Raw genomic sequence first — 18638 nt, forward strand, 5'->3', positions numbered from 1 at the left:
CCGGCGGAAGTCCCGCTCCACCTTGCGCAGCTCGCTCATCACCGCGCGGATATCTCGCCGGGCGGCGAGAAAAAACACCTCATCGTCGGCTTCGATGATGGTGTCGCCCCGGGGGATGATCGGTCGGTTGCGGCGGTAGATCGCCGCGACACGGGTTTCCACGTTGGGCATGTGCTTGCCCAGAAAGGCCAAATCCTGGCCCACCAATGGACCGCCGTAGAAGGCTTTCACCGCCACCAGCTGTACCAACCCGCCGGCAAACTCCAGCACCTGCAGCGCGCCGGGGTGCTCGATCAAGCGGCGCACGTGGTCGGTCACCACCTGCTCGGGGCTGATCAGCACGTCGATGGGAATGGCTTCGTGGGCAAAGAGGCCTTTACGAGTCAGATAGGCAGTGGAGCGGACCCGGGCAATTTTGGTGGGGGTGCGAAACAGCGTGTGGGCCACCTGACAGGCGATCATATTGATCTCGTCGGTGTTGGTCACCGCGATCAGCATATCGGCGTCTTCGCAGCCCGCCTGGCGCAGCACGATCGGGTAGGAGCCTGCGCCGGTCACCGTGCGGATATCCAGCTTGGTGTGCAGCTCGCGCAGTTTTGCGCCGTCGGTATCGACGACGGTGATGTCGTTCTCCTCGCGGGCAAGGTGCTCTGCAAGGGTGCCGCCGACTTGGCCGGCGCCGAGAATGATGATTTTCATCGCTAAGCATCGGTTCCGTTATGAGCGCCAACGTTTTATCAGCACGCAGTGTGCGCTGCAACAAAGACGGCGGCCAGTGTAAACCAGCCGCCGTCGAAAAGCAGGTAGGGATTATTCCAGCGTGAAGCCGACTTTGATCGTGACCTGCCAGTGTGCCACGCGGCCATCCTCGATGTGCCCACGCGTGTCGGTGACTTCAAGCCAGCGCATATTGCGAACGCTTTCGGCGGCTTTGGTCAGGGCATTCTGCACGGCGTCCTCGATTCCTTTTTCGGATGAACCGGTTAGCTCGATATGTTTATAGGTATGATGACTCATGCTGTCTCCTTGCGTGTCATGAAAAGGCGGCCTAGTGCTTAGGCCGTACGCTTCTCTAGTCTGGCATAAAAAAAGCCATCGTGACTGTTCACGGCAGGAAACAGCTGGCGGCCCGTGCCGCTTTGCTCACCCCAGGCCACGTCATGGGGCGTGGTGGCATGGGCGTCCGGGGTGCGGTCTAAAAACGCATCGATTTGTGCGGCGTTCTCTTCGGGCAGCACCGAACAGGTAGCGTAGAGTAGGGTCCCACCTGGGCGTAGCAGTGGCCATAGATTATCCAGCAGCCGTTGCTGGAGCTTGGCGAGCTGGCGAATGTCCTCTTTACGGCGTAGCGCTTTGATGTCCGGATGGCGACGAATCACGCCGGTGCCGGAGCAGGGGGCATCCAGCAAAATGGCATCAAAGGGCGTGCCGCTCCACCAGTCGCGGGTGGTGGCATCGGCATGCTTTAGTTCGGCACTGAGCCCTAAACGGCCGAGCGTGTCGTCGACTTTTGCCAGCCGCTGGTTGTCGCTATCCAGCGCGGTCAGGGAAATGTCGAACTGCTCTAGCAAGTGAGCGGTTTTGCCGCCAGGGGCGCAGCAGGCGTCCAGTACATGGGCGCCTGGGCGTGGCGCGAGAGCCGGGCCCAGCAGCGCGGCGCAGAGCTGTGCCGCCTCGTCCTGCACGCTGACGTGGCCCTGTTCGAAGCCAGGCAGCGTCGAGACATCGCAAGGGTGAGTCAGCGTAATGCCATCGGGGGCATGGAGGCAGAGGTGGCCATCCAAGCCCTGCTCGGTGAGTCGCTGCAGGTACGCTTCACGATCATTGTGGCGCTGGTTGACGCGCAGCGTCATCGGCCCCGGTTCGTTGTTGGCCTCGGCAATGACACGCCACTGCTCGGGCCAGGCGCTGCGCAGCTTGCCGAGCAGCCACTGGGGGTGTTCCAAGGCCACGCTCTCATCACGGTCCACTTCGGCCTGCAGCGCATCGGCCTCGCGCTGCAGTCGGCGCAGGCAACCGTTGAGCACGCGAGTTGCCCACTCTTTGTCCAGCAGGCGTGCGGCCCCGGCGGTTTCCCCCACGGCGGCGTGGGCAGGTGTGCGCATGTAGAGCAGTTGATAGATACCGATCAGCAGCAGCGCCTGGATATCCGCGTCACGCTTTTTGAAGGGCTGCTTCAGCAGGCGGCTGGCCAACGCTTGCAGGCGGGGCAAACGTCGGCAGGTGCCGTAACAGAGTTCTTTGAGCAGCGCGCGGTCTCTGGCAATGACGCTGTGCTCATCGAGCCCGGCCAGGGAGCCTTTATCAGTGAGAATCGGCACCAGGCTTCTGGCCGCCGCCGCGCGCACGTCCAGGCCGCTGCCGCCTTTGGTGGGTCGCTCGCTCATGGGTGCGCTCCTTGCGAGGCTGGCTGTGAAGGCTGTCCAAGGCGAACACCCTCGCTCAAGGGCGTTTGGCGGGCATTCAAAAGATCACGCACTGCCATGGCTTTGCCGCCGGGCAGCTGGGCACGGCTAACGCACAGCACTTCCTGGCCCTGGGCACCGCAGGCAATGCGCAGGTGTTCGTCGCCATGTGCCAACAGCGTACCGGGGGCGACGGGCGACTGCTCACCGGGCTCTACGCTGGCCATCAACAGCCGCAGACGATCGTTCCCCAGGGTGCACCAAGCCACCGGCCAAGGGTTGAAGGCACGGATTTTACGCGCCAACTGCTGGGCGGACTGGCTGAAGTCGAGTTCGGCCTCGGCTTTACTAAGTTTGGCGGCGTAGGTCACGCCCTCGTCGGGCTGCGGCGTGGCCTTCAGACTTCCGCTGTCCAGCTGATCGAGTACGGTCACCAATGCATTGGCGCCTTGAATGGCCAGCCGATCGTGGAGGTCGCCGCCCGTGGTGCGTGAGGTGATCGGCGTGCGCACGTCGTAGAGCATGGCGCCGGTATCCAGCCCCGCGTCCATCTGCATGATGGTGACGCCGGAGGCGCTATCACCCGCTTCGATGGCACGCTGAATCGGCGCCGCGCCGCGCCAGCGGGGCAGCAGCGAGGCGTGGACGTTGATACAGCCTAACCGCGGCGTATCCAGCACCGCCTGGGGCAACAGCAGCCCATAGGCGACCACCACCATCACATCGGCATTCAGCACCGCCAGTTCGGCTTGCGCATCGGCGTCTTTCAAGCTGACGGGTTGGACCACCGGCAGCCCGTGCTCTTGTGCCAGCTGTTTGACCGGGCTGGGCGTGAGCTTGCGGCCACGTCCAGCGGGACGGTCGGGTTGGGTGTAAACCGCCACCACTTCATGTTCGCTGTCGAGAACGGCAGCAAGGCTGGAGGCGGCGAAGTCTGGCGTGCCAGCAAAAACAACGCGTAACGGTGACATGGTGGAGAGCCCCTAGGAGAAGAGAGAAAGTGCCATCTATGAAACGCACAAAGGCCGAGAGGCAGCGCTATCGTGCAGGCATTCAGCCTGTGAGTCAGCGTGTCAGCTCGGCCAGTGGCCAGGTGATGAGGTGCCGATTAGGCGTCGTTCATCAGCTTGTGGCGCTTCTGCATTTTTTTCATCACTCGGTCGCGCTTGAGCGGAGAGAGGTAATCCACGAACAGGACACCTTCTAAATGATCGAGTTCATGTTGAATGCAGTGGGCCAGCAAGCCGTCCGCTTCCAACTCGTAGGGCTCACCGTCACGGTCCAGCGCGTTGAGCGTCACTTTCAGGTAGCGCGGTACTTCGGCATAGTACTCAGGGATCGACAAGCAGCCCTCGGAGAGCGGCTCTTTGGCATCACCGATGGGCTCGTAGCGCGGGTTGATCAGCACCAGCGGCTGGGAGTTATCGTCGCTGACATCCATGACGACCACGCGGCGATGGACATCGACTTGCGTTGCGGCAAGGCCGATGCCGCGTGCGTCGTACATGGTCTCCAACATATCGTCGACGAGCTGGCGGACCTCGTCGTCAACGGTTTCCACCGGTACCGCCTTGGTGCGCAGGCGCTCGTCGGGGAATTCGAGAATAGGAAGTTTGGCCATGGCGTTACAATCACCGTTATGCTGAGTCTTTAAGATGAGTTAGCGGCGAACCTGTGTCAGCGCGCCTAACTACTTTACTATGGGCCACTATATCATGCTGATAGCGTTCCTGGGCACGCGCGACACCGTGTGGCCCTCTTCCTCTGCTTTACCAACGACTGCCTGGAGAGAACCGGATGGCGGCCCGAAAGCCTCTTTATTATAGCGTCTTTGGCGTGCTCTTAACGTGGGTGCTGTTGTCCAGCCAAGCTGTTTTAGCTCTGGAAGGCTTACGTCACGATGCGCCGCAGCGCTACGAGGTAGTGCCTGGCGATACCCTATGGGATATCTCGGCCCGCTACCTCCACTCCCCGTGGCAGTGGCCGTCGCTGTGGCGGTCGAATCCACAGGTGCGCAATCCACACCTCATTTATCCTGGCGACGTGCTGCTGCTGGGCAGCTGCGAAGGCCAGCCTTGCGTTACGTTGGAGCGTGGTCAGAGCATCGTCAAGCTCTCCCCGCAAATGCGCACCGTGCCAGAGCGTGAGGCCATTACTCCCATACCGATGGAAGTGGTCCGCGCGTTTTTGCGCGAGCATCGCGTGGTCGAGCCAGGCGAGCCCCTGCAGGAACTCGCCTACGTGGTAGGCGGCGACAACCAGCGTCTGATTAGCGGGGCAGGCGATAGGTTGTACGTGCGTGGAGAGCTGCCGGAGCGCGCGAGCTTAGGCATTTATCGACCCGGCGAGCCCTACATCGCCGCCGATGGCACACGGTTGGGCGATGAGCTGATCAATATTGGCGAAGCGCGCTACGTCAGCAGCGAGGGCGATATCGCCCGGGTCGAGGTGCTCAGTGCTTATCAGGAAGTACGTAACAACGACATTCTGCTGCCCCTAGAGGATCGTGAGCTGAGCGCGTCGTTCGAGCCCCGCGCACCGTTGAATGACGTCTCTGGACAGATCGTTGCAGTACCGGGCGGGGTGCGTTTTATTGGGCGCCTACAGATCGTTGCGCTGGACTTAGGCACCCAGGATGGCCTGCAGCCGGGGCACGTCCTGCGTGTCGACCAGCAGGGCGAGCTCGTCACCGATCCTCGCACCCAAGAGCTGCTGCGTTTACCTGACACTGAAGCGGGGCTGGTGATGGTTTTTCGACCTTACGATCACATGAGTTTCGCTCTGGTCATGCAGGCGTCACGGGTATTGGCCGTCGGGGATCGCGTGCGTTCGCCCACGCGCTAACGAACGAATCATCCGTTACAAGAGGGAACAGCGATGGATGCCAAGGAGTGGCTGGCAGTGCATGCACTGCCTGGGATGGGCGCAACGCGCATTGCACAACTGGTGGCGCGGCAGCCATCGTGGCCGCAAGGCTGGTTGGCGGCGTTGCCCAGTAGTGCCGCCAATGCGTTACGTCTGTGGCTCGCTCACCCAACGCGCAGCCCTTTGCAACACGCAGTGGACGACACCTTGACCTGGCTGCAAGGCGCGCCTCATCGTCATCTACTGCACCGCAATCATCCCGATTGGCCTGAGTTACTCGATCAGCTTCCAGACCCACCGGTGGTACTGTGGGCGCAGGGGGATTTACGTGCCCTGAGCGCCCCGGGCATTGCCATGGTCGGTACGCGCCGGCCCACGTCGGAGGGCGGTCGCAATGCACAAGCGTTTGCCCGCGAATTGGCTGGGCGCGGCTGGTGTGTGGTGAGCGGTATGGCCTTGGGGGTCGATGGCATTGCCCAGCGTGCCGCGCTGGAGGCGGGTGGCACCTCCATTGCCGTGCTGGGAAGCGGTATCGACGTCATTTACCCCGCACGCCATCGGGATCTCTATGAACAGCTCAGCACCCAGGCCGGCGGTTTGGTGCTGTCCGAACACCCGCCGGGCACGACGGCGCGTCCGGCCTTTTTTCCCCGCCGTAACCGTATCGTCACTGGACTATCGCTTGGCACTCTGGTGGTCGAAGCCACCGAAAAAAGCGGTTCGCTGGTCAGCGCCCGCCTTGCCCTGGAGCAAGGGCGCGAGCTTTTTGCGTTGCCGGGCTCGGTGCATAACGTGCAAGCCCGTGGCTGCCTGCAGCTCCTGCGTAGCGGGGCCACGCTGGTGCGCCATGTGGACGACATGCTCGAAGAATTGCAGCAATGGGCGCCCCACTACCTGCACGAAGAGGCGGCTGCCGGTGCCAAGCCGGTCTCCCATGGCACCGACAGCCCTTCGCCTATCACCGGCGACCCGCTGCTCGATGCACTGGGCACTTCGCCAACGCCGATCGATCTGCTGGTGCAAACCACCGGTCTCTCGGTCAGTGATTGCCAACAGCGGCTGTTAATGCTGGAGCTCGAAGGTCAGGCGACGCAGCAGGCAGGTGGCTGGGTGAGAATGACGGCCCCGTGGTAAGATGCAGTCACCTTTGTTCGATTGGCTGAGAGCTTATCAGGAGCGTCTATGAAACCGGCGGTTGACGTGAAAGCGGCGGTAGCTGCGCTGCGTAAAGGCGGTGTGATTGCCTGCCCCACCGAAGCGGTGTGGGGGTTGAGCTGTGACCCCGATAACGACGAAGCGCTGGCGCATCTGATGCGTATGAAGGAGCGCGACCCGGCCAAGGGCGTGATTTTGGTAGCGGCGACCATTCAGCAGTTCCAGCCCTGGCTCAATCAGCTACCGTTAGCGTTACATGCGCCGCTGGCCGCCAGTTGGCCCGGTCCCCATACGTGGTTGGTGCCCGATAACGGCAGGAGCCACGGCCTGGTGCGCGGCGCTCATCAAAGCGTGGCGCTACGCGTCACCGACCATCCGCTGATGAAAGCGCTGTGCGAGGCGTTTGGTGGACCGCTCGTTTCCACCTCGGCCAACCGAGCCGGTGACCCGCCTGCCATGAGCGCAGACGAGGTCGCCACCATTTTTGGCGAAGACGTCGCAGCTATCGTGGCGGGCGAATTGGGCGGCAATGCCAAACCCAGCACCATCCGCGATTTAGTGACCGGCAAAGTGATGCGTGACTAGCCGCTCGGCTTCGTCACACTGTCAGCGATTCACGATTCACGATTCACGATTCACGATTCACGATTCACGATTCACGATTCACGATTCACCTCACCAGGAGTCAACGTGGCCCACGAGCACCTAGACGACGTCAAAGCGTATCTACTCGATCTTCAGGAGCGGCTCTGTGAAGGGCTTGCCGCCGCCGACGGGCGGGCCGCGTTCAAAGAGGATAGCTGGCAGCGTGAAGAGGGCGGCGGCGGACGCTCGCGGGTGATGGAGTTGGGCGCTGTTTTCGAAAAAGGCGGCGTCAATTTTTCCCATGTGTACGGTGCACAGCTGCCGCCCTCTGCCACCGCCGCTCGGCCGGAGCTGGCCGGACGCAGCTTTCACGCGGTGGGCGTCTCGTGGGTCATGCATCCGGAAAACCCCAACGTCCCCACCAGCCACGGCAACGTACGTTTTTTCATTGCCGAAAAAGAGGGTGAGCCGCCGGTGTGGTGGTTTGGCGGGGGCTTCGACCTGACCCCCTACTATCCCGTGTTCGAGGACGTAGTGCACTGGCATCAGGTCGCACGCGACGCCTGCGCGCCCTTTGGAGAGGGTGTTTATGAGCGCTACAAAGCGTGGTGCGACGACTACTTTTACCTCAAGCACCGCGAAGAGACTCGCGGGGTGGGTGGCCTATTCTTCGACGACCTGAACGAAGGTAGCTTCGAAGAGTGTTTTGCCTTCCAGCGCGCGGTAGGCGATAGCTTTCTGGACGCTTACCTTCCCATCGTCGAGCGCCGGAAGCAGGACGCATGGGGCCAGCCGGAGCGGGAGTTCCAGCTCTATCGGCGTGGCCGCTACGTCGAATTCAACCTGGTGTGGGACCGAGGCACGCTGTTTGGCTTGCAAAGCGGCGGACGCACGGAATCGATTTTGATGTCCATGCCGCCGCTGGCCCGCTGGGAGTACGCCTTCACGCCTGAGGCAGGTAGCCGTGAAGCCGTGCTGTACGACTATCTGGTGCCCCGCGATTGGCTGACCGAAGCCGCCCAGCAGCGCCATGTCTAAGGAGTGTCGATGACCGACCGTTACTGCGTGTTTGGTAATCCGATCAAACACTCGAAATCACCGCTGATTCACGGTGAGTTCGCCCGTCAAACCCAGCAGCACATGACGTACACGGCGGAACTGGTGCCTGAGGATGGTTTTACAGACGCATGGCGAGCTTTCGTGTCGGGCGGTGGCCGGGGTGCCAACGTGACCGTGCCGTTCAAAGGCGATGCTTTTGCGCTTTGCGATACGTTGAGCTATCGCGCCAAGCGCGCCCAAGCGGTCAATACGCTGATCGTGGGGGGTAACGGGCGCACCTACGGTGATACGACCGATGGTATTGGATTAGTGCGGGATTTGGCCTATCACCGCGTCCCTCTGGCGGGTAAGCGCGTGCTGGTGCTCGGCGCTGGCGGTGCCGTGCGTGGCATTTTAGAGCCACTGCTGGCCGAAAAACCCAGCGAGGTGGTCGTCGCCAACCGAACCGTGGCAAAAGCCGAGCAGTTGGCGGAGGCGTTCGTGGATCTGGGGCGTATTTATGGCGGTGGCTTTGCGTCGGTAAAGGGGCCGTTCGATGTGGTCATTAACGGCACCAGTGCCAGCCTGTCAGGCGAGCTGCCGCCGCTACCGGAGACACTGTTTGGCGAAGGTGCCTGGGCCTACGACATGATGTACGGCGCCGAGCCGACGGTGTTTCTTCAGTGGGCAGGACCGCGCGGCGCAAAGCTGCTGGATGGTTTGGGTATGCTGGTCGAGCAGGCGGCCGAATCGTTCTTTGCATGGCGCAACGTGAGACCCGAAACGGCCAGCGTACGCACGCTTCTACGTCAATCGCTCAATTATTGAGCAGGGCGATGGGGGCGAGTGCCCCCATCGTGTCGTCGTGAGCTCACGAGAGCGAGAGAAAGGGTCGGTCTAACGCGATTTGGTATAAAACCCCACCATGCACATCACTAGCCCCACCACGGATAGCAGCATGCCGCCGTTGACCAGCAGCGGTGAACGCTCGAGCCACGACACGAAAGGCTGCGGTGTGTCATAGCATGCACCATCCAGATAGTTCCAATAGCCGCCATCGAGTTGGCAAGCGCGGACGTCCCCCAACTCCCAAAAATAGACGCCTAGTAGCACCAGAATTGGTAGCACTAATAGCAGTAAACCCAATCGGATCATCGAAAACCTCTAAGTGGAGCTACGGGCGTGGGCAGTTGGGCGTGCGGCCGCTGCTGCGCGCCTGCTCGTAGGTGGCCAGCGCTTGATCCATGTTGGCTTGCAGGCCTTGAATCCGCTGGCCTTGACTCGGGTGGGTCGACATCCAGGCGGGAGGCGCGCCGCCGCCCGATGCGGCCTGCATGTTCTCCCATAGCGTGACGCTTTCGCGCGGATCGAACCCCGCCTGCGCCATGAGCTGTAAGCCAATCACATCGGCCTCGCTCTCATGACGTCGGGAGAACGGCAGGGCGATCCCGTATTCGGCACCCAAGCCGAGCACGCCCATGAGCTGCTGGCCTGCCGGTGTCTGCATCCCCGAGGTGCTGGAAATGACCGAGAGACCCAGCGACGTGGCACTTTGGGTGGAGGCGCGCTCGTTGGCATGACGCGCGAGCACGTGGCCGATTTCATGGCCGACGACCGAGGCGAGCTGGTCCTGCGTGGTGGCAATATCCAACATGCCGGTGTTGACGCCCATGTAGCCGCCCGGGAGGGCGAAGGCATTCGGCTGTTCGGATTCGAAGACACGAATTTGCCAATCGAGGTTACGCTGTTCGTTGGGGAGGACGTCGACGATCGCATTGGTGATGCACTGCACGTAGCGGTGGCTCGCCTGGCCAGCGGTCGGAATGTTTTGCTGATATTCGGCGAAGGCCTGCTGGCCCATTTGATTGAGCTGATCATCGGAGAGCAGCAACAGCTGTGAGCGGCCGGTGGGTGAGGTCGAGCAGGCTGCGATCGAGGCGCACAGCGCCGTCACCGCTAATGGGCGAAGCCAACGCATAGACAGTTTCCTTATAGACGAGTAGGGATCCTTGCACACAAGATAACCACTGACCGTGGTAAATCAACCCCTATCATAACGCACTCTGAGGATGACGATGGATGCCGAATTAAGCCAACGCCTGGCGCGATTACTCGATCATGTCGACCACTGGCTGCCGCCTGCGCCCACCCCGGTCGAGTGGGAAAAACACGTGGCGGCCATTTGGCAACGCCACCCGCTGGGTGGGCGGATGGTGCCCGTGCCGCCAAGAGACACGATGACGCTGGACGACCTGCTCGGTATCGAGCGGCAAAAGCTGGCGTTGGTCGATAATACGCGCGCCTTTTTACAAGGGCTACCTGCCAACCATGCGCTGCTGTGGGGCTCCCGTGGAAGCGGAAAATCATCGGTGATACGCGCACTGCTCAACTCGCTGGCCACAGAGGGGTTACGGCTGATCCAGGTTGACCGACATGATCTGTCGAGTCTGCCGCTGCTAGTGGAACAGCTTCGGCATCAGCCGCATCGCTTCGTGGTGTACTGTGACGATCTCTCCTTCGAGGGTAACGATGACGCGTATAAGGCGCTCAAGAGCGTGCTAGACGGCGCGCTGACCGGGCCACCAGATAACGTACTGCTCTATGCGACCTCGAATCGTCGCCATCTGTTGCCGGAGTCCATGGACGATAACAGCGGTTCACGGCTGGTCGGCGAGGAGTTGCATCATGGCGACGCGGTGGAGGAGAAAATTTCGCTATCGGATCGGTTCGGCCTATGGCTGGGTTTCCACCCCTTCAGCCAAGCGACCTATTTGGAGGTATGCGAACACTGGGTGGGGCGTATCGGCACGTCCCAGGACTGGGACGATGCGGCACGGGCAGAGGCGATTCGCTTTGCCACGCTGCGCGGAGGGCGAAGCGGCCGCACGGCGTGGCAATTTGCGGCCCAGTACGTGGGCCGCAAACGGCTGCATGAGCGCGGTGAGTAACGCGCTTGGCAAGACTCAGCGTTGAGGAATGAGCTGCCCGTCGTCACCGACGTTCAGGCGAATCGTCGGAGTGAGCAGGCCTGACGGCAGTGTCATGCCCAATCCGCGCAAATCGCCAGGAGTAATGGCCAGTTCGCTGCCCGCGGGCAGTTCCCCTTGGCTTGCGAGCTGGCGAGCTAACGTCAACATCGGCGTCATTTGCTGACGGTCGGCGGCGAGAATATCGAACGCCACCGGCAGGCGCAGATTGGCGTCCTCGCCAGAGGTGAGGGTAACGTTCTGCTGATAGTTGCCCTGCACTGGGTCCACGCCAGGCATGTCCAGCGTCCAGCGAAAGCCTGACATCTCGACCGGCGGCATGCCAATGGGTAAGCCAAGCCCCATCGCCAGCGTGGCCTGCACCGGTAGACTGCCTGTGCCCAGGCTAGAGGCCAGCAGGCTCGAAAGGTCGCTGGTGTCCAGCCCGGCATTGACACTATAGGGGCCAATACGCACGTCTTCGATACCGAGCGAGGTGACCGCCAAGCGAAAGGCAAACAACCCTGTTTGTGGCAGCGCCAAACAGCCTGTCAACAGGCTGGCTAACAGCAGTAACACCAGGCCGCGTCCGCGACGAAAAACAACGTGCATGTGACTCCCTCCTGAGAAGGACAAGGGTGAATGAGCTAAGGGTAGGTAAGGTGAGTAGCGATGAAGCTGGATCAGAAAAGCGCCGCTATTTGAGGGTGGGCGAGGGTTTCTGTCAAGCAGATTTGTCACTAATGGCACTATAAAAACGCCCGCTGCGACAGCAGCGGGCGTGAAGACACGAAGCCGCGTTTAGCGGCGGCTTTTGCGTGCCTCTTTGGTACGGTTGAGCTCGCGCTTTTTGGCTTTCTCTTTGTCGCTGGCCCCCGCCATAGGGTCATAGGGGTTGTCGCCGGAACGAAACTCGAAGCGCATCGGCGTACCGCGCACCTTCAACACTTTACGAAAGGTGTTGGTGAGATAGCGGCGGTATGCTTCGGGCAGCGATGACGTTTGGTTGCCGTGTACCACGATGATCGGCGGATTGCTGCCGCCCTGGTGCGCCATACGCAGCTTGATGCGGCGGCCGTTGACCATGGGGGGCGGATGCTGGCTGACCGCATCCTGCAGCAACGTGGTCAGGCGGTTGGTCGACCAGTGCGCGTTGGCAGCGTTGAACGCCCGTTCGATAGAAGGGTAGAGATCGCCCACCGCCGTGCCATGCAGCGCGGAAATGAAGTGCAGCTCGGCGTAATCAGCAAAGCCCAGACGGCGCTTGATATCGGCGCGCATCTTCTCTTTGGCGTCGCTCTCTAGGCCGTCCCACTTGTTGACGGCCAGTACCAGCGCACGGCCCGTGGTGAGCACGTAATCCAGCAGGTGCAGATCCTGTTCGACGAGACCACTGCGGGCATCCAGCACCATCACCGCCACGTGGCTCTCTTTGATCGCATCCAGTGTTTTGATGATCGAGAACTTCTCAGCGATTTCACGCACGTTCTTGCGTCGCCGAATACCTGCTGTATCGATCAGCACGTAGGGTTTGCCGTTGCGCTCGAAGGGGATTTCGATGGCGTCGCGGGTGGTGCCCGCTTCATCGAACACCACCACCCGCTCTTCGCCTAGCAGGCGATTGACCAGCGTGGATTTACCCACGTTCGGGCGGCCGATGACCCCGATACGAATACCTTTGGTTCCCGTGTCGGCCGGGATGCTAGCATCCCGCTCAGGGAAGGGCTCGAGCACCGTATCGATCAGCAGTGACACGTTGCGGCCATGGGCAGCCGCAATCGGCCAGGGATCGCCCAGACCCAACGTCCAGAAGTCGGCCATGGCCGAGTGCTCTTCCAAACCGTCGGTCTTGTTGACCACCAGCCAGGTTTTTTTCTGATTGACGCGCAGATGATTGGCGATGGCTTCGTCCGCGACGTTCAGTCCGGCGCGGGCATCGACCAGGAACAGCACGATATCGGCTTCGTCGATGGCCGCCAGCGACTGCTCGGCCATCGCAGCATCGATGCCTTCTTCGTCACCGCTGATACCGCCGGTATCGATGACGGTGTACGCCTTTCCACCCAGCATGCCGTTACCGTATTTACGGTCACGGGTCAGGCCAGGGAAGTCTGCCACTAGCGCATCGCGCGAGCGGGTCAGACGGTTGAACAGCGTCGATTTACCCACATTGGGGCGACCGACTAATGCAATGACGGGTGTCATGGAGTGACTTCCAGGGTTTCCAGGCGACCATTGTTGGCCTGGACATGAATGGTGCTGCCTTCCGTGACCGGGCGCACGCTGATGCCCGAATCATCGATTCGGGTGCGGCCGACCAGATTGCCATCGCGGGCATCGATCAGATGGACATAGCCCTCGAAATCGCCCACGACGATACGGCCATCGGCAAAGGCGGGAGCGGTGAGCCAGCGGTCTTCGAGATCGTCGTTACGCCAGATCTCCTGGCCGCTATTAGCGTCGAGTGCCACGAGATGGCTATCGTCGCTGACTACGAACAGGACATTACCGACTAGAATCGGTGTATGGCGGCTGGAGAGGCTGGTTTCCCATAGCACGCCGCCACGGGTGGCTTCCAGTGCGGCAACCCGGCCGTTGTAGCTAGTCACGAACAGACGGCCATCCGGACTGAGCACTGGCTGACCCGTTAGGTCTACCAGTCGCTCGACATCGCTACGTCCGCGTGGGGTGGCAATCTGCATATCCCATAGCGCTTGGCCGCTACGGTTATCGAGCGTGGCCAGACGCCCGTTGGCTAGGCCCACGAAGGTGACCGGGTCGATGACCATTGGCGTGCCGGTACCACGCAGCGTCAAGGCAGGCTGCGAGCTGGTATACACCCAGCGCTCTTCGCCGCTAGCGCGATCCAGGGCCGTGATCTGGCCGTCCACGCTCTGAACCAGCAACAATTGTTGATTGGCCTGCGGAGCCGCCAGCACTTCGCTGGAGACCCGCGAGCGCCAAGTAACGCTGCCGTCGCGTTGGTCGAGGGCAATCACCTCACCGTTACGGGTACCGAGATAGACGTGACCTGCAATGGCGTTCAGCGCGCTGGAAATCGGGCTATCCAGCTCGACTTCCCACTCACGCGCGCCGCTGTCGGCATTGAACGCGGCGACCAAACCGTTGGCATCCGCTGCGAAGAGCGTATTGCCTTCACGCGACGGGGCGATGGGGTAGCGGGCACGACCAAAGCCATCGCCGACGCGGCGGTCCCAAACGCTATCCAGCGACGAGGTTTCATCGAAGCTGCGCAGCTCTTTGGGAGTAAAGGCAGGTTGGCCTTTGCTGGCACAACCCGCTAGCAGCGCTAGCGCGAGGGCTCCCAGGGTGGTGCGCATCAGATGTTTGGAAAAGAGCGGTTTAGACGGGTGAGTCGTCATCACTGTGTCGCCTCCTCGGCGCCGAGATCGTCGAGCTTGAACTGTACGCCGTACAGCGGCTGGTTCTGGTTTTGGGCGATGGACTGCGCAGTTTGCCACGCTTCGCGCGCTTGCTCGGGCTGGTTCTGTGCGAAGAACGCATCGCCCCGCACATTGGCTTGTTGAGCCGCCAGTGCATCGGAAATGGGCTGGTCGAGCAGCGCGAGCGCGGCTTCTGGATTGCCCTGCGCGACCTCGATGCGCGCTAGGCGCAGCCACGCCACACTTTGCACATAGCGGCGCGATGAGTGGCTGGCGACGTCTTGCAGTGCCTGCTTGGCCGTGGACAGATCGTCTTGATCGACGGCAAGACGAGCCTCCAAGAGCTGTGCCAGTTCGGCATACAGCGTGTTGCCGTAGTCGTCGGTGAGCTCATCGATCAGCGTCTGTGCTTCGCTCAGCTGGTCGTCTTCCAAGGTCGTGCCAGCCGTCATATTGATGAGCTGCTGATAACGGGCAGAGGCGGCTTCCGCTTTACCTTCTTGGTAGTTTTGCCATGCGTTCCACCCAAAGACACCCGCCGCCGCGAGTACGGCACCAGCGATCAGCGAGGTCCCGTTCTCTTTCCACCAGCGTTTGACGACTTCTAGCTGCTCTTCTTCGCTTCTCAGCTCCGCCACGGGCGGCCTCCTGTTCCATGGGTCAACCGCTGCTGCGGCCAACGATGTTCATCTGCCCAAACCGTGCTGGGCAGTTACGTTAGTGAGACGGTACGTTCGACGACAGTATCTCGCGAAGCGCGTCGGCCAGCTCGGCTTGGGCCACTTGCTGCTGCTCGCGATCATCGCGCAAATACTTCAGTGTGGCGGTTTGGTGGGCAAGCTCGTCTTCGCCCAGCAAAATCGCCACTGGCGCGGCGCTCTTGTCGGCTTTTTTCATGCGGCTTTTGAAGCTGCCGCCGCCACAGTGCAGCTGCAGACGCAGGGTGGGCAGCGCGCTACGCAGCTGCTCGGCGAGTGTCAGGGCGGCCACACTAGCGCTGTCGTCCATCGGCATCAGATAGACGTCGCAGCCGCCCATGGCCTCATCGGGCACCAGGTCGAGCGTTTCCAGCAGCAGCACCAGGCGCTCGATGCCCATGGCAAAGCCCACGGCCGGCGTGGGTTTGCCACCAAGCTGCTCGACCAAGCCATCGTAGCGGCCACCAGCGCACACGGTGCCTTGGCTGCCCAACGCGGTGGTCGTCCACTCGAACACCGTGCGGCAGTAGTAGTCCAGGCCGCGCACCAAGCGCGGGTTGACCACGTACGGTATACCGGCAGCCTCCAGCATCGCTTTGAGCTGCTCGAAATGCGTGCGGGACTCGTCGTCCAGATGGTCCATCAGCTGCGGGGCGGCATCGAGCATGTCGGCCATGTCCGGGTTTTTGGAGTCCAGAATGCGCAGCGGGTTGCTGGTCAGGCGGCGTTGGGAGTCATCGTCGAGTACGTCTTGGTGCTGCTCGAAGTAGGCCACGAGCTTATCGCGGTAGGCCGCACGCGCCTCAGCGGAGCCTAGCGAGTTCAGCTCCAGGGTGACGTGCTCCATCAAGCCGAGCTCTTGCCATAGGCGCGCCGAGAGCAGGATGACTTCGGCATCGATGTCCGGGCCTTCGAAGCCGTACGTCTCTACCCCCACTTGGTGGAACTGTCGGTAGCGCCCTTTTTGGGGGCGCTCGTGACGGAACATCGGCCCTTGGTACCAAAGCCGCTGGGTTTGGTTATGCAGCAAGCCGTGCTCCATGGCCGCCCGCACGCAGCTGGCGGTGCCTTCGGGACGCAGCGTCAGGCTGTCACCGTTGCGGTCGTCGAAGGTGTACATCTCTTTTTCGACGATATCGGTGACTTCACCGATCGAGCGGGCAAACAGCGCCGTTTGCTCGACGATGGGCGTACGAATTTCATCGAAACCATAGCGGTGCATCAGTTGGCGTACTTTGCCCTCAAAAAATTGCCAGCGAGGGCTATCGCTGGGCAATAGGTCGTTCATACCACGGATGGCTTGAATCTTTTTAGCGGCGGACTTGCTCAATGAAAACTCCTTATGGGGCGGCAGCGGACGAGGCGGGCGTCGACATCGCCTCGGCCAGCGACACGGGCGTTAGACGCTGCGCGCAATCATGTTCTCTTGCTGCTGCTCTTTTTGACGCACTTTATCGCGGATCAGCTTTTCCAGATCGTCGACGAGGTGGTCATTGCGCAGCTTGCTCGCCGGCTTGCCATCGATATAGACCAAATTGGCAGGCGAGCCGCCGGTGAGGCCGATATCGGTCTCCTTGGCTTCGCCGGGGCCGTTGACCACACAGCCAATCACCGAGACGTCCAGCGGTGTCATCACGTCTTCCAACCGCTCTTCGAGCTGGTTCATGGTGCTGATAACGTCAAAGTTCTGCCGCGAGCAGCTCGGGCAAGCAATGAAGTTGATTCCCTTGGCGCGCAGCTTCAGGCTCTTGAGCATGTCGAACCCGACTTTGATCTCTTCTACCGGGTCGGCGGCCAGCGAGACGCGGATCGTGTCGCCGATACCGTCCATCAGCAGCATGCCCAGGCCAATGGACGATTTCACCGTGCCCGAGCGCAAGCCGCCCGCTTCGGTGATGCCCAGGTGCAGCGGCTGCTCGATGCGGTTTGCCAGGTCGCGATAAGCGGCCACGGCCATGAACACGTCCGATGCTTTGACGCTGACTTTGAATTCTTGGAAATCGAGACGATCCAGGTGGTCGATATGGCGCATCGCCGACTCGACCAGCGCCGCAGGTGTGGGTTCGCCATACTTCTTTTGCAGGTCTTTCTCCAGGGACCCCGCGTTCACGCCGATACGGATCGGAATGCCGTGGTCGCGGGCGGCGCTCACCACCGCGCGCACGCGGTCTTCCCGGCCAATATTGCCGGGGTTGATGCGTAGACAGTCCACGCCCAGCTCGGCGACCCGTAGCGCGATCTTGTAATCGAAGTGGATATCGGCCACCAGCGGCACGGCCACGCGCTGCTTGATCTTGCCGAAGGCTTCTGCGGCATCCATATCGGGCACCGAGACGCGGACGATATCCGCCCCGGCTTTTTCCAGCTGCTGGATCTGTCCGACAGTGGCCTCGACGTCCAGTGTGTTGGTGTTGGTCATACTTTGCACCGAAATCGGTGCATCACCGCCCACCGCGACGTTGCCAACGTGAATTTGGCGTGACGGGCGGCGTTTGATCGGAGAAGGGGCGTGCATAAGACGGGTCACTCTCCCAGGGTAAAGCGGGCAACGTTATTGGCACCGGCGCGCTCGGCAAGGTCGACTAACTCACCTTGGTAACGCAGCTCCACGCCAGTGGCGTTGCCAACGGTTAAACGAAAAGGCGGTTCGCCCTCAACGCTGGCGGTGGTGCCGGGGTTTTGCAGGCCGACGAACACGCGCTGGTTGTTGGCATCGAAAATCTCGGTCCAGGATTGCTCGTTGAACGTCAGTTCGAGCAGGTTGGGGTTGGCGGCGGGAGCCGCCTCGGCCACGGTTTCCTCAGGCGCGTTGGTGGCTTCGACGGCGGCCTCGGTCTCGGCCGTTTGGTCGGCAGGCGTTTCATCGCTTGCCTGTGCGGGCTCATCATTGCTCGCCACCGGTGCGGTGGCCGCATCGCTGAGATCGCTGTCGGGCGAGGCATCGCTAGCGGTGTCGTTGGTCGGCTCTTGCGTGACGGCAGGCTCGGGCGTGATCACCGGCGTGGCGACTGGCGTGGGCTCGGGGGCTGGCTCGCTGATTGGCGCTTCGTTATCTTCCATCGTGGAAGAGGTACCAATGCTCGGCGGCTCGCTGCCGCCGCGGCTCTGCCACCAAGCGACCGTCACGGCAATCAACCCCGCAATCACCAACAGGGTGACCAATTTGAAAAGCCAGGCACCTACCTTGGAGGGGGGCTTGGTGACGGCAACTGGCGCTACTTTGCGATCGGCATCGCTGGTGCCATGGCGCGCTTGGTAAGCGTCGAGCACCATGCGGTCGTCCATGCCCAGGTATTTGGCATAGGCGCGAAGGTAGCCGCGACGATAGGCGGCGACGGGAATCTCTTCGTAGTGATCGCGCTCTAGGCCATCTACCACGGCGGGGCGCAGGTTGAGGGCGCGGGCGGCATCCGCTAACGGAACACCAAGCGATTCGCGTTGACGCGAGAGCAACTCACCAGGGGTTGCTGTGCTGGGGGCTGGAGTAACGCTATCGTGTAACTGTGTGTCGCTCATGGCTGA

At 61.6% G+C, this 18638-nt stretch carries 20 protein-coding genes; 6 read left to right on the forward strand and 14 right to left on the reverse strand.

The features are described 5' to 3' along the window. From trkA to def, 5 genes are all read right to left on the reverse strand, one after another. Window positions 1-699: Trk system potassium transporter TrkA (gene trkA, locus FHJ80_RS00005; protein WP_139525034.1), on the reverse strand; the 699-nt coding region annotated here is incomplete at its 3' end. 111 nt (window positions 700-810) lie between these two features. Continuing rightward, entirely contained in the window at window positions 811-1017 is a 207-nt protein-coding gene (locus FHJ80_RS00010) for a dodecin (RefSeq protein WP_044628944.1), read from the reverse strand. A 38-nt stretch (window positions 1018-1055) separates the two neighbouring features. Continuing rightward, complete coding sequence (rsmB, locus tag FHJ80_RS00015) at window positions 1056-2387, reverse strand: 16S rRNA (cytosine(967)-C(5))-methyltransferase RsmB (protein ID WP_139525035.1); 1332 nt, start codon at window positions 2385-2387, stop codon at window positions 1056-1058. Further along, window positions 2384-3376: a methionyl-tRNA formyltransferase gene (gene fmt / locus FHJ80_RS00020; protein ID WP_139525036.1), complete on the reverse strand. Its 993-nt coding sequence runs from the start codon at window positions 3374-3376 to the stop codon at window positions 2384-2386. Before fmt ends, rsmB begins: the two co-directional genes overlap by 4 nt. Before the next feature lie 137 nt (window positions 3377-3513). Continuing rightward, window positions 3514-4026, reverse strand: coding sequence for a peptide deformylase (gene def / locus FHJ80_RS00025; RefSeq protein WP_139525037.1), 513 nt, complete (start codon window positions 4024-4026; stop codon window positions 3514-3516). Window positions 4027-4202: 176 nt separating this feature from the next. On the opposite strand from def, the gene FHJ80_RS00030 reads away from it, so the two are divergent. The 5 genes from FHJ80_RS00030 to aroE all read left to right on the forward strand — a co-directional run bounded on the left by FHJ80_RS00030 (window position 4203) and on the right by aroE (window position 8876). Then, window positions 4203-5249, forward strand: coding sequence for a LysM peptidoglycan-binding domain-containing protein (locus FHJ80_RS00030; RefSeq protein ID WP_139525038.1), 1047 nt, complete (start codon window positions 4203-4205; stop codon window positions 5247-5249). A 33-nt stretch (window positions 5250-5282) separates the two neighbouring features. Next, window positions 5283-6404: a DNA-processing protein DprA gene (dprA, locus tag FHJ80_RS00035; protein WP_139525039.1), complete on the forward strand. Its 1122-nt coding sequence runs from the start codon at window positions 5283-5285 to the stop codon at window positions 6402-6404. Between the two features lie 48 nt (window positions 6405-6452). Continuing rightward, entirely contained in the window at window positions 6453-7010 is a 558-nt protein-coding gene (locus tag FHJ80_RS00040) for an L-threonylcarbamoyladenylate synthase (RefSeq protein WP_139525040.1), read from the forward strand. A gap of 105 nt (window positions 7011-7115) precedes the next feature. Next, a complete protein-coding gene (gene hemF, locus FHJ80_RS00045; RefSeq protein WP_139525041.1) occupies window positions 7116-8048 on the forward strand; it encodes an oxygen-dependent coproporphyrinogen oxidase in 933 nt (310 codons plus the stop codon). A gap of 9 nt (window positions 8049-8057) precedes the next feature. Continuing rightward, on the forward strand, window positions 8058-8876 hold the full coding sequence (aroE, locus tag FHJ80_RS00050; RefSeq protein ID WP_139525042.1) for a shikimate dehydrogenase: 819 nt from the start codon (window positions 8058-8060) through the stop codon (window positions 8874-8876). Window positions 8877-8945: 69 nt separating this feature from the next. On the opposite strand, the gene FHJ80_RS00055 is transcribed toward aroE, so the two are convergent. Beyond that, window positions 8946-9203: a hypothetical protein gene (locus tag FHJ80_RS00055; RefSeq protein ID WP_139525043.1), complete on the reverse strand. Its 258-nt coding sequence runs from the start codon at window positions 9201-9203 to the stop codon at window positions 8946-8948. Window positions 9204-9222: 19 nt separating this feature from the next. After that, entirely contained in the window at window positions 9223-10026 is an 804-nt protein-coding gene (locus FHJ80_RS00060; RefSeq protein ID WP_139525044.1) for a M48 family metallopeptidase, read from the reverse strand. Window positions 10027-10123: 97 nt separating this feature from the next. Between FHJ80_RS00060 and FHJ80_RS00065 the strand changes: the two genes are divergently transcribed. After that, the gene (locus tag FHJ80_RS00065) at window positions 10124-10996 is read left to right on the forward strand and encodes an ATP-binding protein (RefSeq protein WP_139525045.1); all 873 of its coding nucleotides are present in this window, start codon (window positions 10124-10126) and stop codon (window positions 10994-10996) included. Between the two features lie 15 nt (window positions 10997-11011). Here the strand turns inward: FHJ80_RS00065 and FHJ80_RS00070 are convergent, their stop codons facing one another. From FHJ80_RS00070 to FHJ80_RS00100, 7 genes are all read right to left on the reverse strand, one after another. Further along, a complete protein-coding gene (locus tag FHJ80_RS00070) occupies window positions 11012-11626 on the reverse strand; it encodes a hypothetical protein (protein ID WP_139525046.1) in 615 nt (204 codons plus the stop codon). A 189-nt stretch (window positions 11627-11815) separates the two neighbouring features. After that, on the reverse strand, window positions 11816-13219 hold the full coding sequence (der, locus tag FHJ80_RS00075; RefSeq protein ID WP_139525047.1) for a ribosome biogenesis GTPase Der: 1404 nt from the start codon (window positions 13217-13219) through the stop codon (window positions 11816-11818). Then, complete coding sequence (gene bamB / locus FHJ80_RS00080; protein ID WP_139525048.1) at window positions 13216-14397, reverse strand: outer membrane protein assembly factor BamB; 1182 nt, start codon at window positions 14395-14397, stop codon at window positions 13216-13218. The genes der and bamB overlap by 4 nt, the downstream gene beginning before the upstream one ends. Beyond that, window positions 14397-15056: a tetratricopeptide repeat protein gene (locus FHJ80_RS00085; protein ID WP_139525049.1), complete on the reverse strand. Its 660-nt coding sequence runs from the start codon at window positions 15054-15056 to the stop codon at window positions 14397-14399. Before FHJ80_RS00085 ends, bamB begins: the two co-directional genes overlap by 1 nt. Window positions 15057-15135: 79 nt before the next feature. Continuing rightward, entirely contained in the window at window positions 15136-16446 is a 1311-nt protein-coding gene (gene hisS / locus FHJ80_RS00090) for a histidine--tRNA ligase (protein WP_139525050.1), read from the reverse strand. A gap of 69 nt (window positions 16447-16515) precedes the next feature. After that, window positions 16516-17631: a flavodoxin-dependent (E)-4-hydroxy-3-methylbut-2-enyl-diphosphate synthase gene (gene ispG, locus FHJ80_RS00095; protein WP_139525051.1), complete on the reverse strand. Its 1116-nt coding sequence runs from the start codon at window positions 17629-17631 to the stop codon at window positions 16516-16518. An 8-nt stretch (window positions 17632-17639) separates the two neighbouring features. Continuing rightward, window positions 17640-18632: a RodZ domain-containing protein gene (locus FHJ80_RS00100; protein WP_139525052.1), complete on the reverse strand. Its 993-nt coding sequence runs from the start codon at window positions 18630-18632 to the stop codon at window positions 17640-17642. Window positions 18633-18638: the final 6 nt, after the last annotated feature.

The sequence above is a fragment of the Halomonas sp. BL6 genome (genome assembly GCF_006228115.1).
GTDB lineage: Bacteria > Pseudomonadota > Gammaproteobacteria > Pseudomonadales > Halomonadaceae > Vreelandella > Vreelandella piezotolerans.